The 20,708-nt window shown below is 43.4% G+C and carries 16 protein-coding genes and 1 tRNA gene; 11 read left to right on the top strand and 6 right to left on the bottom strand.

Annotated features, from left to right (window positions below; all coding sequences use genetic code 11):
• The first annotated feature begins 10 nt into the window (after positions 1–10).
• The 7 genes from JWQ85_RS19660 (at position 11) to JWQ85_RS19630 (ending at position 8,399) form a co-directional block, all read left to right on the top strand.
• A complete protein-coding gene (locus tag JWQ85_RS19660) occupies positions 11–1,891 on the top strand; it encodes an AAA family ATPase (RefSeq protein ID WP_299471017.1) in 1,881 nt (626 codons plus the stop codon).
• Positions 1,888–2,832: a hypothetical protein gene (locus JWQ85_RS19655; protein WP_299471015.1), complete on the top strand. Its 945-nt coding sequence runs from the start codon at positions 1,888–1,890 to the stop codon at positions 2,830–2,832. Before JWQ85_RS19660 ends, JWQ85_RS19655 begins: the two co-directional genes overlap by 4 nt.
• 25 nt (positions 2,833–2,857) lie before the next feature.
• On the top strand, positions 2,858–3,817 hold the full coding sequence (locus JWQ85_RS19650; protein ID WP_299471013.1) for a hypothetical protein: 960 nt from the start codon (positions 2,858–2,860) through the stop codon (positions 3,815–3,817).
• 281 nt (positions 3,818–4,098) lie between these two features.
• The gene (locus JWQ85_RS19645; RefSeq protein WP_299471011.1) at positions 4,099–4,722 is read left to right on the top strand and encodes a hypothetical protein; all 624 of its coding nucleotides are present in this window, start codon (positions 4,099–4,101) and stop codon (positions 4,720–4,722) included.
• A gap of 18 nt (positions 4,723–4,740) precedes the next feature.
• A complete protein-coding gene (locus tag JWQ85_RS19640) occupies positions 4,741–5,880 on the top strand; it encodes a S1/P1 nuclease (RefSeq protein ID WP_299471009.1) in 1,140 nt (379 codons plus the stop codon).
• 8 nt (positions 5,881–5,888) lie between these two features.
• Complete coding sequence (locus tag JWQ85_RS19635) at positions 5,889–6,788, top strand: hypothetical protein (RefSeq protein WP_299471007.1); 900 nt, start codon at positions 5,889–5,891, stop codon at positions 6,786–6,788.
• 69 nt (positions 6,789–6,857) lie between these two features.
• Positions 6,858–8,399, top strand: a complete 1,542-nt coding sequence (locus JWQ85_RS19630; RefSeq protein ID WP_299471005.1) for an IS630 family transposase — start codon at positions 6,858–6,860, stop codon at positions 8,397–8,399.
• A 304-nt stretch (positions 8,400–8,703) separates the two neighbouring features.
• Here the strand turns inward: JWQ85_RS19630 and istB are convergent, their stop codons facing one another.
• Positions 8,704–9,453 (bottom strand): IS21-like element helper ATPase IstB, encoded by a 750-nt coding sequence (gene istB, locus JWQ85_RS19625; protein WP_299471003.1) that lies wholly within the window; start codon positions 9,451–9,453, stop codon positions 8,704–8,706.
• Positions 9,454–9,486: 33 nt separating this feature from the next.
• Complete coding sequence (locus JWQ85_RS19620; protein WP_299471001.1) at positions 9,487–10,257, bottom strand: hypothetical protein; 771 nt, start codon at positions 10,255–10,257, stop codon at positions 9,487–9,489.
• A gap of 68 nt (positions 10,258–10,325) precedes the next feature.
• Between JWQ85_RS19620 and JWQ85_RS21950 the strand changes: the two genes are divergently transcribed.
• Positions 10,326–11,450 (top strand): recombinase family protein, encoded by a 1,125-nt coding sequence (locus JWQ85_RS21950; protein ID WP_367186258.1) that lies wholly within the window; start codon positions 10,326–10,328, stop codon positions 11,448–11,450.
• Here the strand turns inward: JWQ85_RS21950 and JWQ85_RS19615 are convergent.
• Positions 11,410–11,482 (bottom strand) — tRNA-Met (locus tag JWQ85_RS19615). The two genes, JWQ85_RS21950 and JWQ85_RS19615, sit on opposite strands and share 41 nt — an antisense overlap.
• Before the next feature lie 144 nt (positions 11,483–11,626).
• Here JWQ85_RS19615 and era point away from each other — a divergent pair.
• Entirely contained in the window at positions 11,627–12,502 is an 876-nt protein-coding gene (gene era / locus JWQ85_RS19610) for a GTPase Era (RefSeq protein ID WP_299470999.1), read from the top strand.
• Between the two features lie 119 nt (positions 12,503–12,621).
• Positions 12,622–13,923: a ribosome biogenesis GTPase Der gene (gene der, locus JWQ85_RS19605; RefSeq protein WP_299470997.1), complete on the top strand. Its 1,302-nt coding sequence runs from the start codon at positions 12,622–12,624 to the stop codon at positions 13,921–13,923.
• 56 nt (positions 13,924–13,979) lie between these two features.
• Here der and JWQ85_RS19600 read toward each other — a convergent pair whose 3' ends face one another.
• Complete coding sequence (locus JWQ85_RS19600; protein WP_299470995.1) at positions 13,980–14,546, bottom strand: hypothetical protein; 567 nt, start codon at positions 14,544–14,546, stop codon at positions 13,980–13,982.
• Positions 14,547–14,668: 122 nt separating this feature from the next.
• On the opposite strand from JWQ85_RS19600, the gene JWQ85_RS19595 reads away from it, so the two are divergent.
• A complete protein-coding gene (locus JWQ85_RS19595; RefSeq protein WP_299470993.1) occupies positions 14,669–17,839 on the top strand; it encodes an ATP-dependent DNA helicase in 3,171 nt (1,056 codons plus the stop codon).
• Positions 17,840–18,404: 565 nt separating this feature from the next.
• Here the strand turns inward: JWQ85_RS19595 and pgl are convergent.
• A complete protein-coding gene (gene pgl / locus JWQ85_RS19590) occupies positions 18,405–19,130 on the bottom strand; it encodes a 6-phosphogluconolactonase (RefSeq protein ID WP_299470990.1) in 726 nt (241 codons plus the stop codon).
• 1 nt (position 19,131) lies between these two features.
• Positions 19,132–20,649, bottom strand: a complete 1,518-nt coding sequence (zwf, locus tag JWQ85_RS19585) for a glucose-6-phosphate dehydrogenase (RefSeq protein ID WP_299470988.1) — start codon at positions 20,647–20,649, stop codon at positions 19,132–19,134.
• Positions 20,650–20,708: the final 59 nt, after the last annotated feature.

The raw sequence follows: 20,708 nt of genomic DNA, 5'->3' as shown, positions 1-20,708 counted from the left end.
CCTTCGCTTAATGAACCGGAAAATCGACTTTAAACTCATCGCGCTAAAACCAATAAAAGGTTGCGATGAAAAATATCTAAAAATACTGACCCCTGACGAATTTTATTATTTCTATAATAATTATACCATTGATGACAAAGACCATATTAGTTTTACCGAAACTGTGCCATCTGATTTCTTTCATCGTAGTGAAGATCTGTGGGTCAATATTTCGGCTATAGTCGGAAAGAATGGCTCTGGTAAGAGTACAATTATTGAGCTATTATTCATGGTACTGAATAATCTCGCAGCATACCAGCCGCTGACCCAGAAACTGATTCCAGTGAAACAGGTTTATGCAGATGTATATTTTCACAGTGATCGTTTCTATAAGATTGAAGCACGTGACGAAGTCAGGATATTCAGTTATAATCGGGGAAAGAAAAAAGAAACGCCAATTCAAAAATTTGACCTGAAGAATTTTTTCTACACGGTAATTGTTAATTACTCCCAGCATGCCTACAATGATTATGGAGTAAAAGAAAGGGAAAACTGGATAAAAAAACTATTCCATAAAAATGACGGTTACCAAACTCCCATCGTCTTAAATCCATATCGAAAAAACGGTAACATCAATATCAACAGCGAGAATTATCTTGTTAAAAGTCGGCTTATTGCCAATCTGTTGAACGCCGACGAAAAAGGGCACAATTTCCGACAACTGACCCCAAGACTTTTGGCTACTACACTTAAACTGACGCTGAATCCGGTATTCAGGGACAAAAAGATATATGGCGACGAAAGTAAGGATGAAACAACATTTAAGGAACTTAAGCTGAATGAAAAAGACGCGTTAGAAAGTTTAAACAACCATTTTCATTTTAATTTACGCTCACTAAAAACAGAAAGCAACAGGGATGCCATAGATTACATTCTTTACAAAATGGTCAGCATCGCAATTAAGTACGATGATTACGAGGACTTTTTTCTAAAAAATAAAAAGTTCAATGATGCGCGGCTTGACGACTTTGCCAAGGCGTTGTTTGAAGATACCAGTCATGTCACTTTTAAACTAAGGCAAACGATTAACTTTTTAAAATACAGGCATCTTGATTTAGTTGATCAGGAGCTGGACCTGGTCAAGTTTTCCGAAAAAATCAACAAATTAAAAACAGGCCAGCAAAACGACCCGATCTTTTTTGTCCCACCCCCAGTATTCCAAATCGAAATATTATTAAAGAACGATCTTAATAATGAAAAGACAATAGATTTCAATACGCTCAGTTCCGGGGAAAAGCAGTTAATTTACTCAGCAAGTTCATTATTATATCATTTAAAGAACCTGGACTCAATAAGAAACTGGAAAAGCCGTAAAGCTTACCGATATGTTAATGTTATTATGGAAGAGATTGAGCTGTATTTTCATCCGGAACTGCAGCGGAACTTTATTAAAACCATCCTGGATAGTATTGCTAAGATCAGATTAAAAAACATTGTTGGAATTAATATCTGCTTTGTAACACACTCCCCGTTTATCCTTTCCGATGTGCCGGACTGCAATATTATGTATTTAAATGATACAGGGACTGCGGACAAGGAGCGTCTGCCAGCCCGGACATTTGGTGGCAACATTCATGAACTGCTTGGAGATGCTTTTTTCCTTGGCAACGGATTAATAGGTTCATTTGCCCAAACAAAGTTGCAAGCGATCATTGAGCAACTGGATGGTAAAACAAGTAATAACTTACAGGACGGCCTGGGGTACTCAAAAGCTGATATTTTTAAAACTGTAAATTTTGTAGGCGAACCGTTTTTGCGCCAGGTCATGCTGGAGAAGTTTTATAGCAGATATAACAAAGAGAGAAAGATCAGGGAATTGCAGGCACAAATAAATTCATTAAATGAATTATGATCAAACTTTACATTAACAGTGGTACAGCTGAAGATCATTTTAAAATTGTCAAACCGTTAGTTCAAAAGCGCATTGACAGTGCCTTGACGACTGGTTATATTACCTATAACGAAGTTCGGCGTTATCCGAGTAATGATTTGCGCGACTATTTAACTCTGTTAAAAGATGATGATGAATTGCGAACGCTGATTAGCGCGCCGCCGAGCGCGTTCGAAGGAATTATTGACTATATGAGTGGCAATCTTATGGGGGCAATTACACCGGGAAGCGATGATAACCTGGTATTGTGGAATATTTTCATATCACATTCGTACAATAAAAAGGAATTTAAAAAACTCGATTTTATTAAACGCATATCATTAGATACCTGCCCATACTGTAACCGCAGCTACATTTATCACCTTCCGGAGCAATATAGGGTCAAGCCCCAATTAGATCATTTTTACCCACAGTCCATTTACCCGTTTTTTGGTGTGAGTTTTTACAACCTGATACCATGTTGTCAAACATGTAACGGACTAGATGTAAAGGCTGATAATGATCCTGTTTCCATTGGCTTGATTAATCCATATCTTTTGGAGGAGGGCCAGTTTGAATTTACTTATAAGATTGTGAATATTAATTTTATGAACCCTCTGGCAGATAAAACCAGTGTGGAATTGCGCTTTAAAAATGCTATCAGGGGACATTTGAACACGTTTAAGTTGCACTTGTTATATGCCCAGCACACAGATCATGTATTGGAACTGATAATTAAAAGTAAAGTAGCTTATTCAGAACGTTACCGTGAATATCTGCGTACTTACACCGGATTTAATTTAAGTAACGCTGAAATAGACAGGCTGATTCTCGGGAATTACTCAACGATTACAGATACACATAAAAGACCCCTTGCCAAATTATATCAGGACATAGGCAGAAAATTAGGGCTTATTGAATAATGACGTATTACCAAAATGATATAAAATGCTTTTATCAAAACCGGACGATCAGGCAAGGGCCTTACAAAAAATATTCACCGAATTAGGATGGGACGCGGATCCACAATTTATACGGCAACGCATTCATGAACTCGATAATGGCCTTGTTCAGGAGGATGAATTCATTTTTATATTAAACTGGTTAAAAAACGTTGAGTTAATACATAAACTGGAGCAGTTTCAAATTCCAGTTACAGCAAAAAAAGACTTCTCCGTTCCGGATGTATTGGTTGTTGTAAATATTAATGGACAAAAAAAGCCCTATTATATTGAAATAAAAACCAGCAAAGAAGATGCTCTTAGCTGGTCCGAAAAGTATTATAACGGATTTAAAAAATACTCCGAAATTACAGGAATTCCTGTATTGGTGGCCTGGAAGTGGAAGAAATTTGATATCTGGGCTTTGTTCAGGCTTGAGGACATGCAGCAGTTACAACCCGGTAGAAATTATAAAATTGACCTGGGTACTGCACACAAAAGAAATCTGATGTCCGAATTTTTCCGTGATTATTTTATTTCATTACCCGATAAAACATCTTTTGTAATAAGACATAAAAAGGAAAAAATGACCCCCACGGCTGACGGCGAACTTTGGGATACTACCATCGACGCAGCCTATTGGACAGACCGTGATGGAAATGAGGTTTATGTTCATAACCATGGGATAATGGCTTTATTTTTTTGTTTGCAGGTACAAGAATCCATTGAACAGGATGAAAAATACTTGTATTATACAGTCACCCCGGCCCCCAATAAAAACATCTTTGCACAAGCTATTCCCATTATGCTAAATGAAGCTTTTGCAGAAAAACGTATAAACTGGTTGGAAAAGATCCAGCAACAGGAAAATTTTATCGGCTATGATGATTTGTTATCTGATTTTAATAACGCGTTTAAGGAAGGGACCTTAAATTATATTTTTTTCAGCAAACCTAACTACGGGTAGCATAGCTGATGCAAGTCGGTTTAAAAGAAAATTGAAGCGCCGTATTGCAGAAGAAAGCCAATGAAAACGAGAGTGAACTTCGCATTTTGGATTATGATTTACCAGGTAATTTTCTCTGCCTTAAATCCAAACCCGTACTTTTGCCGTCTAAATAAACCACTATGACTGCTCAGGAATATGAAGATTTTTTAAGGAAAGGATTGGGCCTCCAGTCGCGCAACAGGGCATTAGGGGCCGATGCTGATGTTTTTAGGGAGCTGGAAGGCAGCTTTGCTCGTTATATGCAGAACCCGGTAAGCAATGAAGAGCTAAAAGTCATCGGTTTTAAAATCCCTGAAGCTCTTGCGGATTATAATAGAAAAGCTATTCAAACTGCACAATTTATCCAGCCGGCGATTGATAAATATATCACAAATTTTTACCTCAATGCAGATCAGGTTAGCAAGCTGCAGGCAATTAAAACGGAATTACAGCAAAATCCTGTTTTTGAACAAATTGTTGCTGCTATCGAAGAAACAAAAGTTGTCATGACCCCGGTATTAAAAACTAAAGTTACAGCCAGTGGGTTTATGGGCGATGCGTCATATTCATTCTACGTTCATGAGGAGTTTAATAAGGTTGTCAATCACTTCGGTAACCTGGAGGAATTGGAATTGGTTTTATATGAAATACCTTACCCGGTTATCAGCCGCTATACTTATGAACCCGTTAAAATTTCACCCGATGGAAAAAAATTAACAGTAACTGTTGCTCAAAACAGGTATTATAATAACAAAGGTGTTGCAACTGGCAAGCCGCTGCCTTATGAGGTTTTGACTTCTGTAGCTCATCATCTTGCTGATGCTGCAAAAGCTTATAAGGATTGGGTTCAGAAAAAACAAACAAAAGACACAGAAACAATTTGACCAATACAATAAAAAATAATGAAACAATCTTTTAGATACCTGGCCATTTGCATAGTGGCTATTTTGCTGATTTCCTGGGGCTTCAAAGGCCACCAGGCGGTGGCTACTATCGCTGAAAACCACTTAACACCACAGGCTAAAGCAGCCGTAAAAGATTTGCTGGGCAGCCAGTCCTTATCCGATGTTGCTACATGGGCCGATGAAGTACGCAATGAACCCGCTTTCAAAAGCACCGCCGGCTGGCATTTTGTCGACCTGCCGCTGGGTCTTAGCTTTGAAGAATTCAGCAAAGAAGTAAAAGCACAGGGCGAGGATAATGTCTACGGAGCGATGCAAAAAGCCCGGATTGTCCTGACCCATCCACAAAGCACCAAAGCACAAAAGATTGAGGCTCTGAAATTCCTCGTTCACTTTGTCGGTGATGCTCACCAGCCCATGCATGTCAGCCGCAAGGAAGATAAAGGCGGGAATACCATACAGGTGCGCTTTGATAATAACGGCACTAACCTCCATTCGCTTTGGGACAGCAAACTCATCGACCACCAGGGTTTATCGGTGATTGAAATGAGCAAGCAATATGATAAAGCTTCGCCGACAGAGATTAAGCAATGGCAGGCTGATCAGCCAATGCAATGGCTTTGGGAAAGCTACCAGATCACAACCAAACTTTACGCAGAAGTAGAGAAGAACAGTAACATCGACGAAGATTATTATAAAACGTATATCGGCATCATCGAACAGCGCATTGATCAGGGCGGTATCCGCCTGGCAGGTGTCCTGAATGATATTTATAGTGGCAAGGTTTATGCCTATACTTTTGCACCACCGCAATTACCCGAAGGTGAAACCGCAAAATCAGTAGCAAACCAAACCGCAGGCACCGCAAAAACCATCGATGTCAAAGACGCGGCCAGCCACCTGAACGAAACAGTAACCCTAACCGCCAAAGTTTACGGCAGCAAGGAATTCAGCAGTATGATCCTGGTAAATGTTGGTGCCGCCTACCCGGACAGCCCGCTGACCATCGTGTTAAGAGGAGATGCCAAAGCTTTAAGCACACAGATCAACGGCAAGACCATTACTGTGACCGGTCAGGTTATCGACTATAAGGGCAAACCCGAGATTGTGGTAACGGACAAAAAGCAAATCATCTTCTGATACCAATTATGGAAATCCCACCATTGCTTTTTCAAAAAGATAAATGCCCTGTTTGCGGCGTGGTATTAACTGCTAAAAATCAGACGAAAGAACATATCTTTCCTCAATGGATGTTAAAAGCTTACGGCTTATACGATGAGCATCTGATTCTACTTAATGGCACTACAATACCATATCGTACGGTAACTGTTCCCTTCTGCCAGAAATGCAACGGTACCAGATTCTCCATGCTTGAGAGCACGGTAAAAGCAATTATGGAAAGCGGCAGGATAAAGCGGGCTGACCAGTATCCGATTGTGATTTGGCTGATTAAAATTTATCTGGGTATCAGAAATCTTGAGCAGCGCCTGCCTATGGACAGGCGTGTAAAAAACGGAGATAATATTTTACCGGATAATTTTTTTGAGGATCAGAATCAGGTTATGTACACGTTATTGCAAACCTACCATCCTGAAACTACATTTAAAGGAGACTTCCCGTGGTCCTTTTTTACCTACAAAATATCCAGCCGTGAACCGGAGGATTTTTGGTTTGCAGATAATTTTACATATCCGTTTATCACCATTCGCCTGGGTCAGACCGGGATTATATGCCTCCTTACAGATGGCGGTGGTCAATATCACTCAATGAGAGATATGTATAACAGTTTGAAAAGAAAAGCGCTTAAGGGTGTTCAGTTCCGGGAATTAGCAGCCAGACATCTGTACCAGGAAACATTGCGGGACTATATTCCGCAATTTATGACTGTAACGGGCGAAGATCTTCCTGCAACTGTAGTAAACAGAACCGGCGTGATCCGTTATAAAAATTTTAACATTCCCGACTACCATAATTGCCTTGAAAAATTTACCGGTCTGGATACCAATGGATATGAATTAACGGATGGAGCTGTTTTAACTACGCTTTAAGATAACTTAGCCGATTTCCTGTCGACCATACATGAGCCTGCTTGTTATCTGCTGGTAAACTACACGCTCATGAAAACCTCCAGATTATCCAGGTCCCGGCTCCGGAAGACCTGCGCACTTTTCGTTTCCGGGAACATTAATATTACACAGGATGCCAGGAAAATCGGCATAGCGCGTAATACTTTAAGAAGACATATCAGGCTGCTCGGTGACCTGACAACGAACTCCGGCCGCACTCAAAGTTTCCGGTCCTGCCTGGAATTTTTTCAGACACCGCCGGAGACAGGCGGCGCTAAATTACAATTACAACAATTACTGCCGGGACTGATCGATAAGTTCCGGGGTAAATGGACCATCAGACAGCTTTGGCTGGCCTACCGGGACATACAGCCGGCGGGTTATCGCTATAGTCAGTTTGCCTGTCATTATGCCGAATGGATGAAAACTACTTCAGTTCAGTGCAAGCCAATGATCTGTTTTGAGGTAAGCTCGGCAGACCGGGATACCCTCCGGCAATGGCGCCGTAGTTCCGACCGGCGTAAGTGGGAAAAGGCTGTCGTAATGCTGGACATTGCGGCAGGGCATTCCATAACCACGATTGCACGCAAGATCGAACGCACGCCCGAAAAGATCCGCCGCTGGTTGAAAATTTATAAAGAAAGCGGCCTGTCAGGTTTGCAACAACGGCAATACCGGACAAAAGCTGAGGTCTTGGCGCAAATCTCCCTGAAAAAAGAAAACCTGATCCGGCTGATCCACGAAGCACCACAGCTGCATGGTTTCAACCGGACCTCCTGGAGGCTAAAAGACCTTTCAGTAGCTTACCAGCGAACTTACGGAATCCCGGTTTCAGTACCTATGATCTCCGTTTATATCCGTTCAGAAGGATACGTCTTCCGCAAGGCCCGGAAGGTACTAACCAGTCCCGATCCGGATTTTCGCGAAAAATTATCGCACATTCAATCCATTCTGCAAGATTTAGGGCCTAAAGAGAAATTCTTCTCTGTGGACGAATACGGCCCTTTCTCGGTCAAAATGAAGGGCGGCCGTGCGCTGGTCAAACGTGGTGAATCCAAAACTTATCCCCAGCATCAGAAAAGCAAGGGCTGCCTGATCTGTACTGCGGCACTGGAACTGTCCACCAACCAGGTGACCCATTTTTACTCCAAAAAGAAAGATACCGCGGAAATGATCAGGCTGATCGAATTGCTGCGAATCCGGTACCATGATCAGGATAAACTTTATTTTTCCTGGGATGCTGCTGGCTGGCATGCTTCTAAAAAACTCAGGGAGCATCTGGAAATCGTTAATGACGAATGCTACCGTGCCAGGCACCATACGCCAATCATTGAACTTGCACCTTTACCGGCATCAGCGCAATTCCTGAATGTGATCGAATCTGTGTTCAGCGGCCTCGCCCGCTCGGTCATCCATCACAGTGACTATGCCAGCATTGGCCATTGCCAGGCTGCCATTGACCGGCATTTCCAGGAGCGTAACCGGCATTTCGCCCTGCATCCGAAAAAAGCCGGAAAAAAGATCTGGGGGCAGGAAAGAACGGTCGCGGAGTTCCGCGACAGCCATAATTGTAAAGACCCGGCCTGGCGTTGAGGTAGCATAAAGGTGGTCAATATACTCCGGAATGACCACCATTCACCCGGCTCAAACTGGTTAAAAATCATTCCAGGGTAATTTAACCAGTCCGTGGTTATGATTGAAAAATAGCTTAAAACGCGCAAAAAAAAGCTGATTCCGGGGTAATTTGACCAGGTAAAATGTTGTTTTTAGGTGTTGTATGTTCTGATGATACTGACCATCTTATTCCGGGCCAAACTGACCAGGCAATTGAGCTGACATTGGGTATGCAGCAAATGCTGTAGAAGCGTTGTCAAAAGTAGTTATTTAAAAGTTATTTTTATTGATGGCTGAATTCCGGTTCAACACTCCGTTTTTTCCTCATGGATTCCCCTTTCAGCTCGATACGGTGCGCATCATGAACGATACGGTCCAGTATAGCGTCAGCGATCGTTTTTTCACCGATCATTTCAAACCATTTGCTAACCGGCAGCTGTGAAGTAATGATCAGGGAGGTCTTGCCGTGGCGGTCCTCGATCAGCTCCATCAGTGCGGCCCTGCTCTGCGCGTCAAAGGGCTGGATACCGAAATCATCCAGTATTAACAGCTGTTGTCTTTCCATCCTGGCCATTTCCTTGATATAGGAACCATCTGCCTTGGCCATCTTGAGTTTGGCGAACAGCTTGGGTGTGCTGGCATAGAATACCCGGTAACCGAGGATACAGGCCTGGTAACCGATAGCGGAAGCAATATAGCTTTTACCGATACCTGTACTGCCTGTGATGATAATATTCTCAAAGCGGTCTATAAAGGTACAGTCGGCCAGGCGCTTGATCTGGTTACGGTCAATGCTCCGGTCCGCGTGGTAGTTGACCTCTTCTACCGAAGCCTTATAGCGGAATTTGGCGCCCAGTATTGTACGCTCTATCCTCCTGTTCTGGCGGTCGTCCCACTCCGCATCTACGAGGACGGCCAGCAGTTCATCTGCCGTGTAATCATTGGTTTTACCGGTTTCCACACTGCTTTTGAAAGCATGGAACATGCCGAAGAACTTCATCTTCCGCAGTTTGTCTAAGGTGTTTGTATTCATCTTGTTTTATTGGTTTATAATATTGTTTAACGGTTATTTGTAATCGCCCCGGATGTTATCATGGCTGGGCATAGGCAGTTCATTAGCGAAGATGCTTTCCTCGTAGCTGTCCATTTTGTTTTCCAGTATGGTCTGTATGATTTTATAATTATAAACCCCATAGTTCAGGGCCCGCTGGCAGGCCATGGTCAGGCGTTCATTACCGGCTTTCTTGGCGAAGCCCAGTACACCGAGGCAGGATTTGTAGGCCTGTTCGGGGTGTTGCTTCCTGTCCAGTATCTTCAGGATATATAGCCGCACATCCTCATGGATGGAAGCTGCCCAGTCCAGGAACTTGTCAGGTGTCCAGTCGGTGACAAAGCGGTGTGTAGTGGCCAGATGGTCTTTATCGGTCGTATAGCCGTAAGGGTTCTTATTGCGCTTGTGCAGGGCTATGCGCTCATAGTTGGAGTAGATCTCGACGGTATTACGCGAGTAGAGCAGCTTGACCCTTTTACCTATAAAGCGGTAGGGTACGCTGTAATAGTGTTTGTCCGGGCCAAGGTTGACATGCCCGTTTTTGATCACCCTGGCATGAAACTGCTTTTTGAACTGGTAGTGCAGTACAGGCAGCGGGGCGAGGGTTTCCTTTTCGATCTCTTCAAACTGTAATCTCCTGCTGTAGTTGCGGCCTTTGAGCTGCTGGGTATTGTGGGCTTCCAGGGCCTCCCGGATGGCTTTATTGAGCTCTGTTAAGGAATGGAAGATATCTTTGCTTAAAGGGGCGTAGATCTTGGTATAAATGATCTTTACGGCACCCTCCACCAGGGCCTTGTCGCGCGGGCGGTACGCCCGCGCAGGGAGTATGGTAGTCCCTTAATACTTTCTATGGCATGCGGAGGGCAAGAAAGGAAGGCCGGTATTTGACTACGGGGCCCTACGGCTATGTGAACAGGACTACGGACGCGGGAATAAAAACAATTGTGCCAATAGAACCCAAGGCCGGATTGGTACGCTGGGCATTTGAACAAATTGCCCAGCGCAGATATGCTATTGACCAAATAAGAAAAGAACTTAATCTGAAAGGGCTTAACTGCAGTAAAAGTAACTTCTATAGGTTACTTAGAAACCCTGTTTACTGCGGTAAAATAGTCGTGCCCCAATATAGGGATGAGGAGAAGCATCTGGTACAAGGTCAGCATGAACCGATCATTACCGAAAAACTATTTTATAATGTACAGGACGTGCTGGACGATAAAAAAAGAGTTCAGGTGGCAAAAATTACGTCATTGGATAATTTACCGCTAAGGAATTATCTGATCTGCCATAAGTGTGGCAAACACTTAACTGGCAGCGCCTCCAGGGGCCGGAATCAATATTTCTATTATTACCACTGTACCCCTGCGTGCCGTACACGGTTCAATGCGATGAATGCGAATGATATTTTTGTAAAAGAACTTAAAAAATTCCTGCCCAAACCGGGGATGTCTGAAGTTTATTCTTTAGTGATTAGAGATGTCTATAATCTCGAATCAGGTTCACACTGTGAAGGAAGGAGAGAGATATTAAACCAGATTCATGCTGAGAATGACCGCCTGGCCAAAGGCCTTAATTTGCTTTTAGACGGGGCTATAGAAAGCGCTGAGTATAAGAGCCTAAAAGCAACAGCCGAAAAAAAACTGCTCAGTCTTGAGTCAAAGTTGCTTGGATCTACAAAAGCAACCATTGACATAGACGACCTCGCCGAAAAGGCTCTAAATACGCTGTATAGGCTTGATTTGTTATACAATCAGGTAAATGTCAATCAAAAAAGGCATCTGATTGGTTCGATATTCCCTGAAAAACTGTGTTTTGATGGTTCAACTTATCGAACCGGAAAAATCAACGAAGCCGCCTCTCTCATCTACCTGATAAATAGCAAGATACAGGCAAAAAAAAATCGGACAAACTTGGAATTTTCCAAGTTGTCCGATTCGGTAGCGGGAGCAGGACTCGAACCTACGACCTTCGGGTTATGAGCCCGACGAGCTACCAACTGCTCCATCCCGCACTATCTTTTGGTATATTACATAACGGGCATAACTCCGAAATGTTTGTTCCAATTGTAAAAAAGCAATTTGCTGTTCCTTTTAATTGGACTGCAAAGATATAATTCGTTTCTTTGCAGTCCAAATAATATTTTAATTATTTTTTTATGGCGCATAAGGCAGGTTTTGTAAGTATAATTGGTAAGCCCAACGCGGGTAAGTCAACCCTTATGAACGCATTGGTGGGCGAAAAAATGTCTATCATCACCCCAAAGGCGCAAACCACCCGCCACCGTATACTGGGGATTGTTAATACTGATGACTATCAAATAGTATTTTCGGATACTCCCGGCATCATTAAACCACACTACGCATTACACGAAAGTATGATGCATCAGGTAGATGGCTCTATTGTAGATGCCGACCTGATTTTGCTGGTTACTGATATCCACGAGGAATTTAACGAGCAGGATGTTATTAAAAAACTGGAAGGCTCTACAGCCCCGCTGGTTGTTTTAATAAACAAGATAGACCTATCTACCGAAGAAGAGGTAAAGGAGAAAGTGGAATACTGGCAGGAAAAGCTGAACCCTAAAGCAATCTACGCCATATCTGCCCTGTTAGATCATAATATAAAAGCCGTAATGGATTTTGTATTAGATGGCCTGCCGGAGCACCCCGCTTATTACGAGAAGGATGCCCTGACAGACAGGAACGACCGTTTTTTCGCGTCAGAAATGATACGTGCGCAGATCTTTAAACAATACAAAAAAGAGATCCCATACAGTACTGAGGTTATTGTAACCGCTTTTGTTGAGGGAGAAAAATTACACCGCATCAGTGCGGAAATTATTGTTGAGCGCGATTCGCAAAAAAATATCATCATAGGCACCAAAGGGGAAATGCTGAAAATAGTAGGCACTTATGCCCGCAGGGATATGGAAGATTTTTTCCAGAAGAAAATATTCCTGGAGATGTTTGTTAAGGTTATCCCCGACTGGCGCAGCAAAAAAAATTACCTGAAAAAATTCGGGTACGAATAATAAATAATTACGATTTACGAATTACGATTTTAGATTTATGCTGATCGGATTTGTAAATTAGCATATGGATTTTGGATGCGGTTAAATCGTAAATCTAAAATCTGCAATCTAAAATTGAAATGAGCAATATAGTAGCTATAGTAGGCAGGCCCAACGTTGGGAAATCCACTTTATACAACCGTTTAACCGAAAGCCGTAAAGCTATTGTTGACGATTTTAGCGGCGTAACCCGCGACAGACATTACGGTACATCCGAATGGATAGATAAAAAATTCACGGTTATTGATACCGGCGGTTATGTAGCCAACTCCGAAGAACTTTTCGAGGTAGCCATCCGCGAGCAGGTAATTATCGCTATTGAAGAGGCAACCGTAATTTTATTTATGGTTGATGTTACCACCGGTATCACCGATTTGGATGATGAAATTGCTAACCTATTGCGTAAAGGTAAAAAACCTGTATTTGTTGTAGTAAACAAACTGGATAACAACGCCAACCTGGCCGATGCTACCGAGTTTTATAGTTTAGGCTTAGGCGAGATCTATACCATATCATCAATGACGGGTTCTGGTACAGGCGAGTTGTTGGACGACGTTGTTAAGCATTTTGAGGATGTTCCGTTTGAAGAGAACGAACGCCCTAAATATGCCATCATTGGACGCCCTAACGTAGGTAAATCATCTATCATCAACGCCCTTATTGGCGAGGAACGTAACATTGTTACCCCTATTGCAGGTACCACACGCGATTCTATCCATATCCATTATAACCAGTACGGTCATGATTTTATGCTGATAGATACCGCCGGGATGCGTAAAAAAACCAAGGTAAAAGAGAATATCGAATTTTACTCGGTTATGCGTACCATCAAAGCTTTAGAAGAAGCCGATGTGGTTATCATTATGATTGATGCCGTTGAAGGGCTTGAGGCGCAGGATGTGAACCTTTTCCACCTGGCCGAAAAGAACAAGAAGGGTATCGTTATTGTAGTGAACAAATGGGACCTGATAGAAAAGAACAACAAAACCGTAAAGGTATTTGAAGAACAGATCCGCCAGAAAATAGCCCCGTTCACCGATGTGCCGGTTGTGTTTACATCCGTTACCGAGAAACAACGTGTGTTAAAGGTTATTGACGTAGCCAACCAGGTTTATGCCAACAGGGCCCGCAAAATACCAACCTCAAAATTAAATGAGGTAATGCTGCCGATCATTGAGAAATATCCGCCGCCATCACTGAAAGGCAAGTATGTTAAAATAAAATATATTACGCAGATAGCAGGTACATCGCCCATGTTCGCGTTTTTCTGTAACCTGCCGCAGTATGTAAAAGAACCATACTACCGCTTTATTGAAAACCAGCTGCGTGAGCATTTCGAGTTTTCGGGCGCACCAATACAGGTTTGGTTTAGGCAGAAGTAAGAAGATATAGCTTTATATACAATAGCGATGGGATTTATACCCATCGCTATTTTTGTTTAAAAATTTTTATCGATCAGTATCTTCTTAGTCTTCAGCCGTTCAATAATATATCGGGCTTCGGCTTCATCAAGGTCGTTGCCAAATTTTACAGTTTTAAGGCCGTAATCAAACTTAATTGTTCCGGAGTTGAACGTGCTACCTAACCCGTTTTGCCTGCGGCCAAACTGAAAGCTGTGATACATCGAAAACTCTTCGGCCGCCCGAATATGTTTAGCCTCGTTTAGGTCGTAAACCTTGGGCGATAAAAAGAATAAAGCTTGGTTGCGGATAGAAATAACGCCCTGCCCTGCTTCTATTACCTCTTTGCCCAGCAGCATAAAAAGAATTGTGCTAAGCGCAAATATTCCTCCTAAGGTCCAAGCGGTCAGCCAAACCATTAAAAACAGATCGGGTCCGGAGTCATTGCCTATTGACGTAGCAGCCGTTGTTTCGCCAAAAAACCAACCAAATATCCACACCGAAAAAAACACAAGCACAAAATAATTCTTTTTGCCGGGGATGATAATCTCCATTTTGTCGAAATGCTCTGTAACTATTGCGCGGCCTATGTACGGTGTTTCCATTTTAAAAGGTAATAAGGTTAATGCTTATAAAAGTAAGAGTAGCAATTGTAAAAGCAAATGTTTACGTCGTGTTTTTTGGCAGTATTAACACTACAATTTTTAGTAATTTTACACTTACAATTATGCAATCTCCACTCAATAAATATAACATCAAGTTTCAGGAAGCGCTGGCGGGTTTAAACCCCGAGCAATTAGCCGCGGTTAACCAAATGGACGGCCCTGTGCTGGTTGTGGCCGGCCCGGGTACGGGTAAAACGCAGATCCTGGCCGCGCGCATAGGTAAAATATTAACCGATACCGATGCCCTGCCAAGCGAGATACTTTGTTTAACCTATACCGATGCCGGCGCTGTTGCCATGCGCAAGCGCCTGTTCGAGTTTATTGGGCCGGATGCTTACCGCATTAACATTTATACCTTCCACGCGTTTTGTAACGAGATCATCCAGGAAAACCTGGAATATTTTGGTAAGCTGAACCTGGAGGCATTATCTGACTTGGAATCGGCTATGCTGTTTCAGGAACTGATAGATGATTTTGGGAACGACCATCCGTTAAAGCGTTTTACCGGCGATAAATACTACGATGCTCCGCGACTGAAAAAGCTGTTCTCGACCATGAAAACCGAGAACTGGACCGAAGAGCTGATAGTAGAAGCCGTTAAAGAATATTTAGACGATCTGCCGAACCGTGAAGAGTTTATTTATAAAAGGGCGAACCCCAAAGCGGGCATTAGCATAGGCGACCCCAAGCAAAAAGATATTGATAAAGTTCAGGAAGCCATGAGCAAAATGCTGGCTGCCGTTGGCGAGTACAAGAATTACGCGGCCAAAATGCGCGACAAAAACTGGTACGATTATGACGACATGATTCTGTGGGTGTTGAAAGCCTTCCGGGAGAATGACGAGATCTTGCGCCGTTACCAGGAGCGTTACCAATACATTCTGGTAGATGAGTTTCAGGATACCAGCGGTTCACAAAACCAGCTGTTACGATTTTTATTGAACTATTGGGAAACGCCAAACGTATTTGTGGTGGGCGATGACGACCAGTCGATATTTAAGTTTCAGGGGGCAAACATGAAGAACATTCTTGATTTTGCCGGCGATTACGTAGAAACCCTGCAAACAGTTGTACTCAAACATAATTATCGCTCCAATCAGCATATCCTGGATATTTCAAGGGCGCTGATCAACAATAACCGCGAGCGTTTAACCGCGCAGCTTAATCTTGATAAAAACCTGAAATCATCTCACCCGCGTTTTATTACAGATATTGTTGAGCCGGTAATAAAGGAATACGAGAACCCAAGCCAGGAACTGGTTGATGTTGCCCTGCAGATAAAACAATTGGTAACCAAAGGCACCCCACCGGGCGAAATTGCAGTGATATACCGTAACCATAGCCAGGTAGAAGAGTTGCTGCATTATTTGGAAACGCAGCAAATAGCGGTGAATACCAAACGCAAAATTGATGTGCTTACCATTCCCTTCGGTGAGAAGATCGTTAACATACTGCGTTACCTGGCCATGGAACTGGATTCGCCGTATAGTGGTGACGAGTTGCTGTTCGAGATACTGCACTATGACCTGTTCACTATTCCGCCTATAGAGGTCGCTAAGGCAAGCATCGCTGTTTCTAAGGAGAATTATGGCACGGCAAGTAATAACGCGCCCAAGACCTCGCTACGCCGCTATATCCATGAGATGCGCGTAGTGGCACAAGCCGATCTGTTCAGTAAGCAGCCTACGCAGGAAATGAAATTCCTGATCAATGATATTGATGAGCTGTTAAAATCGGCCGTAAGTGTTACGTTGCAGCAGTTCTTCCAGGATGTGATCGCTAAAATGGGCATCCTAAAATACATTATGAAACAGCCGGATAAAGGTGTGCACATGCAGATCCTCACCAGCTTTTTCGACTTCCTGAAGGACGAAAGCCGGAAGAACCCCGAGATTAAACTGGCCGATCTGATCGCCACCATCGACCTGATGCGCAAGAACAACATAAGGCTTGATCTGAATAAGGTTATTTTCTCTGATAACGGCATCAACTTTTTAACCGCCCATGGTTCAAAAGGACTGGAGTTTGAGCATGTGTTTTTCATAGGCTGCGATAAAAAAACATGGGACAGCAAAGGCCGTAACAGTGGATTTAGTTACCCGGATACGCTGACAAGGGCGGCATCTGATGATATCGCCCAGAAAGAAGAAGCACGAAGGCTGTTTTACGTGGCGCTTACCCGTTCAAAACAATGCCTTAATATCTCCTATGCGGGTAAGGATAAGAACGGCAAGGACCAGGAACCATCCCAGTTTATTGGTGAGATATTGGCCGATACACATCTGCAGGTTACCTATCCGCATGTGAGCAGCGATGATATGTTGGGCTTTTTTGCTACCCAATTCAGCGAGGCCGATAAGCCCGTAGTTGAACTGTTGGACAGGAACTACATCAACCAGCTGCTGCAAAATTATACACTATCTGTAACGCACTTAAATAACTACCTGGATTGCCCGTTGCGGTTTTATTTCCAATGTTTAATAAAGGTACCTTCGGGCAAAAGCCCGTCGGCTACGTTTGGGCAGGCGGTGCACTGGGCTTTAAATAAAGCTTACCGCAGGTTAAAAGAGAACGATAATGAGTTTATATCTACCGAAGAATTTGTGAAAGAGTTTCGCTGGTACATGTACCGCAACCGTGATTCGTTCACCAAAACCGACTTTAAGTTACGGGTGGATTATGGCGACAAGATCTTGCCGCCTTACTACGAGCAAAATGTGCCCACCTGGAATAAAGTAGCCCAAACCGAGCGCAGCATTAAAAACATTGAGGTAGCAGGCGTACCCATTAAAGGGAACCTTGATAAGATTGAGTTTGACGGCAAAAATGTAACCGTTGTAGACTACAAAACCGGCCGTGTGCGCAACGCGAAGGATAAACTGCAACACCCAACCAATGAGCAGCCCAACGGCGGCGATTACTGGCGCCAAGCGGTGTTTTACAAGATCTTAATTGATAACGACCGCACCAACGATTGGGAAGTGGTAAACACCATTTTCGATTTTGTGGAGCCGGTTAAAGAGGGTGAGTATTACAAAGAGAAAATTGTGATAAGTCCGCAGGATATTGAGGATGTAACTAAACAGATAACCACCGTTTACCAAAAAATAATGGCCCACGATTTCAGCACCGGCTGCGGCAAAAAAGAATGCGACTGGTGCCACTTCGTAAAAAGCAATTTTAAACAACCGGAAGGTTTGTTAGAAGTTGCTGAAGGGGATGATGAGGAGTAAAGCCCTTGTCATCCTGAGTGATAGCGAAGGATCTATTAACGAACTGTGCTTGTCTGATTTGCATAGCGGCGAATAGATGCTTCACATACGTTCAGCATGACAAATTAATTATTACATCAAAAGCCCAATGTCATTTCGAACGATAGAGAGAAATCTTGTTGATATGACAGGTGGAAACCGTGCATGCAGCATACGTTGCATATCAAACAGATTTTTCGCTACGCTCAAGAGATAGTTTCTCCTCGTATCTCGTTCGAAATGACAGGGCGGGGAAAGGGTTTGGCGGCAGCATATTCTCTAACACACCCCTAACCCCTCTCAAGAGAGTCGCTACGACTACTCCTCTAACAACTTTTCCTGTTAACAACCCGGCAATATAAATTTTACTCAAACCTTTGGTGACACAGTATTGTCAGTAGGTGTTTATTTAATTCGCTGATTATTAAAATATTAACCATGTTCACGGTCTGCCTGGCGCGTGAACGTGAACACCTGGCTAACACACCTGGCCTTTTCAAGAGGGAAACCTAAACAGAAAAGCCTCCGATTTGGAGGCTTTTCTGTTTTATTTCTTTTCCAGTTTACTGGCTGCGGGTTCATCTAAAAACCATTGCAGATCGTTGCCTTTTATGAGTTGGGCAGGATACTCCTGAATGTTTTTCTTGTCCTCAAGAATATGCTTTACAGCTTCTGCTTTACCTGCTCCATATACTAAAAACGCTATATGATGCGCGTTGTTAATAAGGGGGGCGGTAAAGGTGATGCGGTTCATTTTTACTTCGTCGATATACAAAGCCTGGATAGACGCGCTTTCGTCAGTTAACACAGATGTATGCGGGAACAGCGATGCGGTGTGCGAGTTATCGCCGAGGCCTAAAATCACCAGGTCAAAACAAGCGTTGTGCCCGTCGAAAAAGTTAATAAGATTGAGTGTATACGCTTTAGCGGCTTCCTCGGCACCCAAATTAGTTTGTACCGCGAAAACATGCGAAGGGTCAATTTCTAACGGGTCAAACAAAGTCTGTTTGGCCATCAGGTAATTGCTTTGCGAATCGGTCAAAGGCACGTCGCGTTCATCGCCAAAGAAAAAGTAAACCTTATCCCAGTCAATGGTATCGCGGTACTCGCTTACCAGCAGCTCATGCAATTTCTTGGGCGAGCTGCCGCCGCTTAGCGCCACAGTAAAGCGGTCGTTAACCTCAATTGCCTTTTTAGCTAAGTCGGCAAAGTATTTGGCCAATGAGGCCAGTACTTCGGTATCCGTTTTATATATGTTCAGTTTTACGGCCATCTTACTTTTTATTATTTACCGGTATGGTGAACCAGTTAAATCCGTCGCGGGCAATCAAAGCCTCGGCAGCTTCCGGCCCCCATGAGTCGGCAGAATAATTAGGGAAATTCAGGCTCTTTTTATTTTGCCATGTGCTTAGTATCGGCATTACCAGCTCCCATGCGGCTTCTACCTGGTCGCCACGCATAAACAGGGTTTGGTCGCCCAGCATGGTATCCAGTATCAGCGTTTCATAAGCTTCGGGCGCCTGGTTGGTATAAGTACCTTTATAATCGAACACCATATCCACTGCGTTTAATACCATATCAATACCTGGGCGTTTGGCCTGCACCTGTAAACGGATGCTCATTTCGGGCTGAATGCTGATGATCAACCTGTTTTGCTGCCAGCTTTCGGCGGCTTCGGTAGGGAATATCAAATGCGGTACATCTTTAAACTGGATGGTAATAACAGATGACGACTGGTGCATACGCTTACCCGTACGCAGGTAAAACGGAACACCCTGCCAGCGCCAGTTATCAATAAAAAATTTGATGGCTGCAAATGTTTCTGTATTCGATTGCGGGTTAACCTTTGGCTCGTCGCGATATCCGGGAACTTCTTTACCCTTCATCCATCCGCTGCCGTATTGGCCCCTAACGGCCGAATTACGTACATCTTCCGGAGTAAACTTGCGCATGGCCTTTAATACATCAACCTTACGGTCGCGTACTTCATCGGCATTAAAGCTAACAGGTGGCTCCATGGCTACGTGGCAAAGCAATTGCAGCAGGTGGTTCTGGATCATATCGCGCATAGCGCCCGAGCCATCATAGTAATCGCCACGGTCTTCTACACCCAACTGCTCGGTAACCGAGATCTGTACGTGCTCTATATAGTTACGGTTCCACAGGGGCTCCATAATGGAGTTAGCAAAGCGGAAAGCCATAATATTCTGAACGGTTTCTTTACCCAGGTAATGATCGATACGATAGATCTGGCACTCGTCAAAGATGCCCTTTAACAATTCGTTTAGCTCTTTAGCTGTTTCCAGATCGTGGCCAAAAGGTTTTTCGATGATGATCCTTACCTTTTGCTTGTCCTCGGCCAGTTTGGCTTTTGATATGTTAGATGCAATTATAGGGAAGAAGTTTGGTGCTACCGCCAGGTAAAACAATACGTTGGCTGTAGTTTTCCATTCGGCATTATGCTTATCAATACGTTTACCAAACTCTTTATACGTTTCAAAATCGTTTGCATCCGATACCTGGTAATGGATATTAGCCGAAAACTCGGCCCATTTTTTATCCTCAGTTTTGCCACTGCGCGAAAACTGGTCTACGTCGTTATGTAAATTAGTCCTAAACTCCTCATCGGTAAGCTGGGTACGCCCGGTGCCGATGATAGAGAACTGCTTAGGCATCCAACCATCTAAAAAAAGATTATAGAGGGCCGGTGCAATTTTCCGGGAGTTTAGATCCCCGGTACCGCCAAATATGATGAATATGGTTGGTTCTGATGTTGTGCTGCTACTACTCATGATAATAATTTATGATGTGTATCGGATTTAGTCTTGTGGCGCCCACTGTGTGTGGAACG

The organism is Mucilaginibacter sp., assembly GCF_028288105.1.
Classification (GTDB): Bacteria; Bacteroidota; Bacteroidia; order Sphingobacteriales; family Sphingobacteriaceae; genus Mucilaginibacter.
Note: the sequence above shows the minus strand (reverse complement) of the source record. Positions and strands in the feature narration are given on the sequence as shown.

What these genes read in the sequence shown, in the direction of transcription:
- JWQ85_RS19660 (WP_299471017.1), top strand. Translation starts at nt 11, where the DNA reads ATGAACCGGAAAATCGACTTTAAACTCATCGCGCTAAAACCAATAAAA.
- JWQ85_RS19655 (WP_299471015.1), top strand. Translation starts at nt 1,888, where the DNA reads ATGATCAAACTTTACATTAACAGTGGTACAGCTGAAGATCATTTTAAA.
- JWQ85_RS19650 (WP_299471013.1), top strand. Translation starts at nt 2,858, where the DNA reads ATGCTTTTATCAAAACCGGACGATCAGGCAAGGGCCTTACAAAAAATA.
- JWQ85_RS19645 (WP_299471011.1), top strand. Translation starts at nt 4,099, where the DNA reads ATGCAGAACCCGGTAAGCAATGAAGAGCTAAAAGTCATCGGTTTTAAA.
- JWQ85_RS19640 (WP_299471009.1), top strand. Translation starts at nt 4,741, where the DNA reads ATGAAACAATCTTTTAGATACCTGGCCATTTGCATAGTGGCTATTTTG.
- JWQ85_RS19635 (WP_299471007.1), top strand. Translation starts at nt 5,889, where the DNA reads ATGGAAATCCCACCATTGCTTTTTCAAAAAGATAAATGCCCTGTTTGC.
- JWQ85_RS19630 (WP_299471005.1), top strand. Translation starts at nt 6,858, where the DNA reads ATGAAAACCTCCAGATTATCCAGGTCCCGGCTCCGGAAGACCTGCGCA.
- istB (WP_299471003.1), bottom strand. Translation starts at nt 9,453, where the DNA reads ATGAATACAAACACCTTAGACAAACTGCGGAAGATGAAGTTCTTCGGC.
- JWQ85_RS21950 (WP_367186258.1), top strand. Translation starts at nt 10,326, where the DNA reads ATGCGGAGGGCAAGAAAGGAAGGCCGGTATTTGACTACGGGGCCCTAC.
- era (WP_299470999.1), top strand. Translation starts at nt 11,627, where the DNA reads ATGGCGCATAAGGCAGGTTTTGTAAGTATAATTGGTAAGCCCAACGCG.
- der (WP_299470997.1), top strand. Translation starts at nt 12,622, where the DNA reads ATGAGCAATATAGTAGCTATAGTAGGCAGGCCCAACGTTGGGAAATCC.
- JWQ85_RS19600 (WP_299470995.1), bottom strand. Translation starts at nt 14,546, where the DNA reads ATGGAAACACCGTACATAGGCCGCGCAATAGTTACAGAGCATTTCGAC.
- JWQ85_RS19595 (WP_299470993.1), top strand. Translation starts at nt 14,669, where the DNA reads ATGCAATCTCCACTCAATAAATATAACATCAAGTTTCAGGAAGCGCTG.
- pgl (WP_299470990.1), bottom strand. Translation starts at nt 19,130, where the DNA reads ATGGCCGTAAAACTGAACATATATAAAACGGATACCGAAGTACTGGCC.
- zwf (WP_299470988.1), bottom strand. Translation starts at nt 20,649, where the DNA reads ATGAGTAGTAGCAGCACAACATCAGAACCAACCATATTCATCATATTT.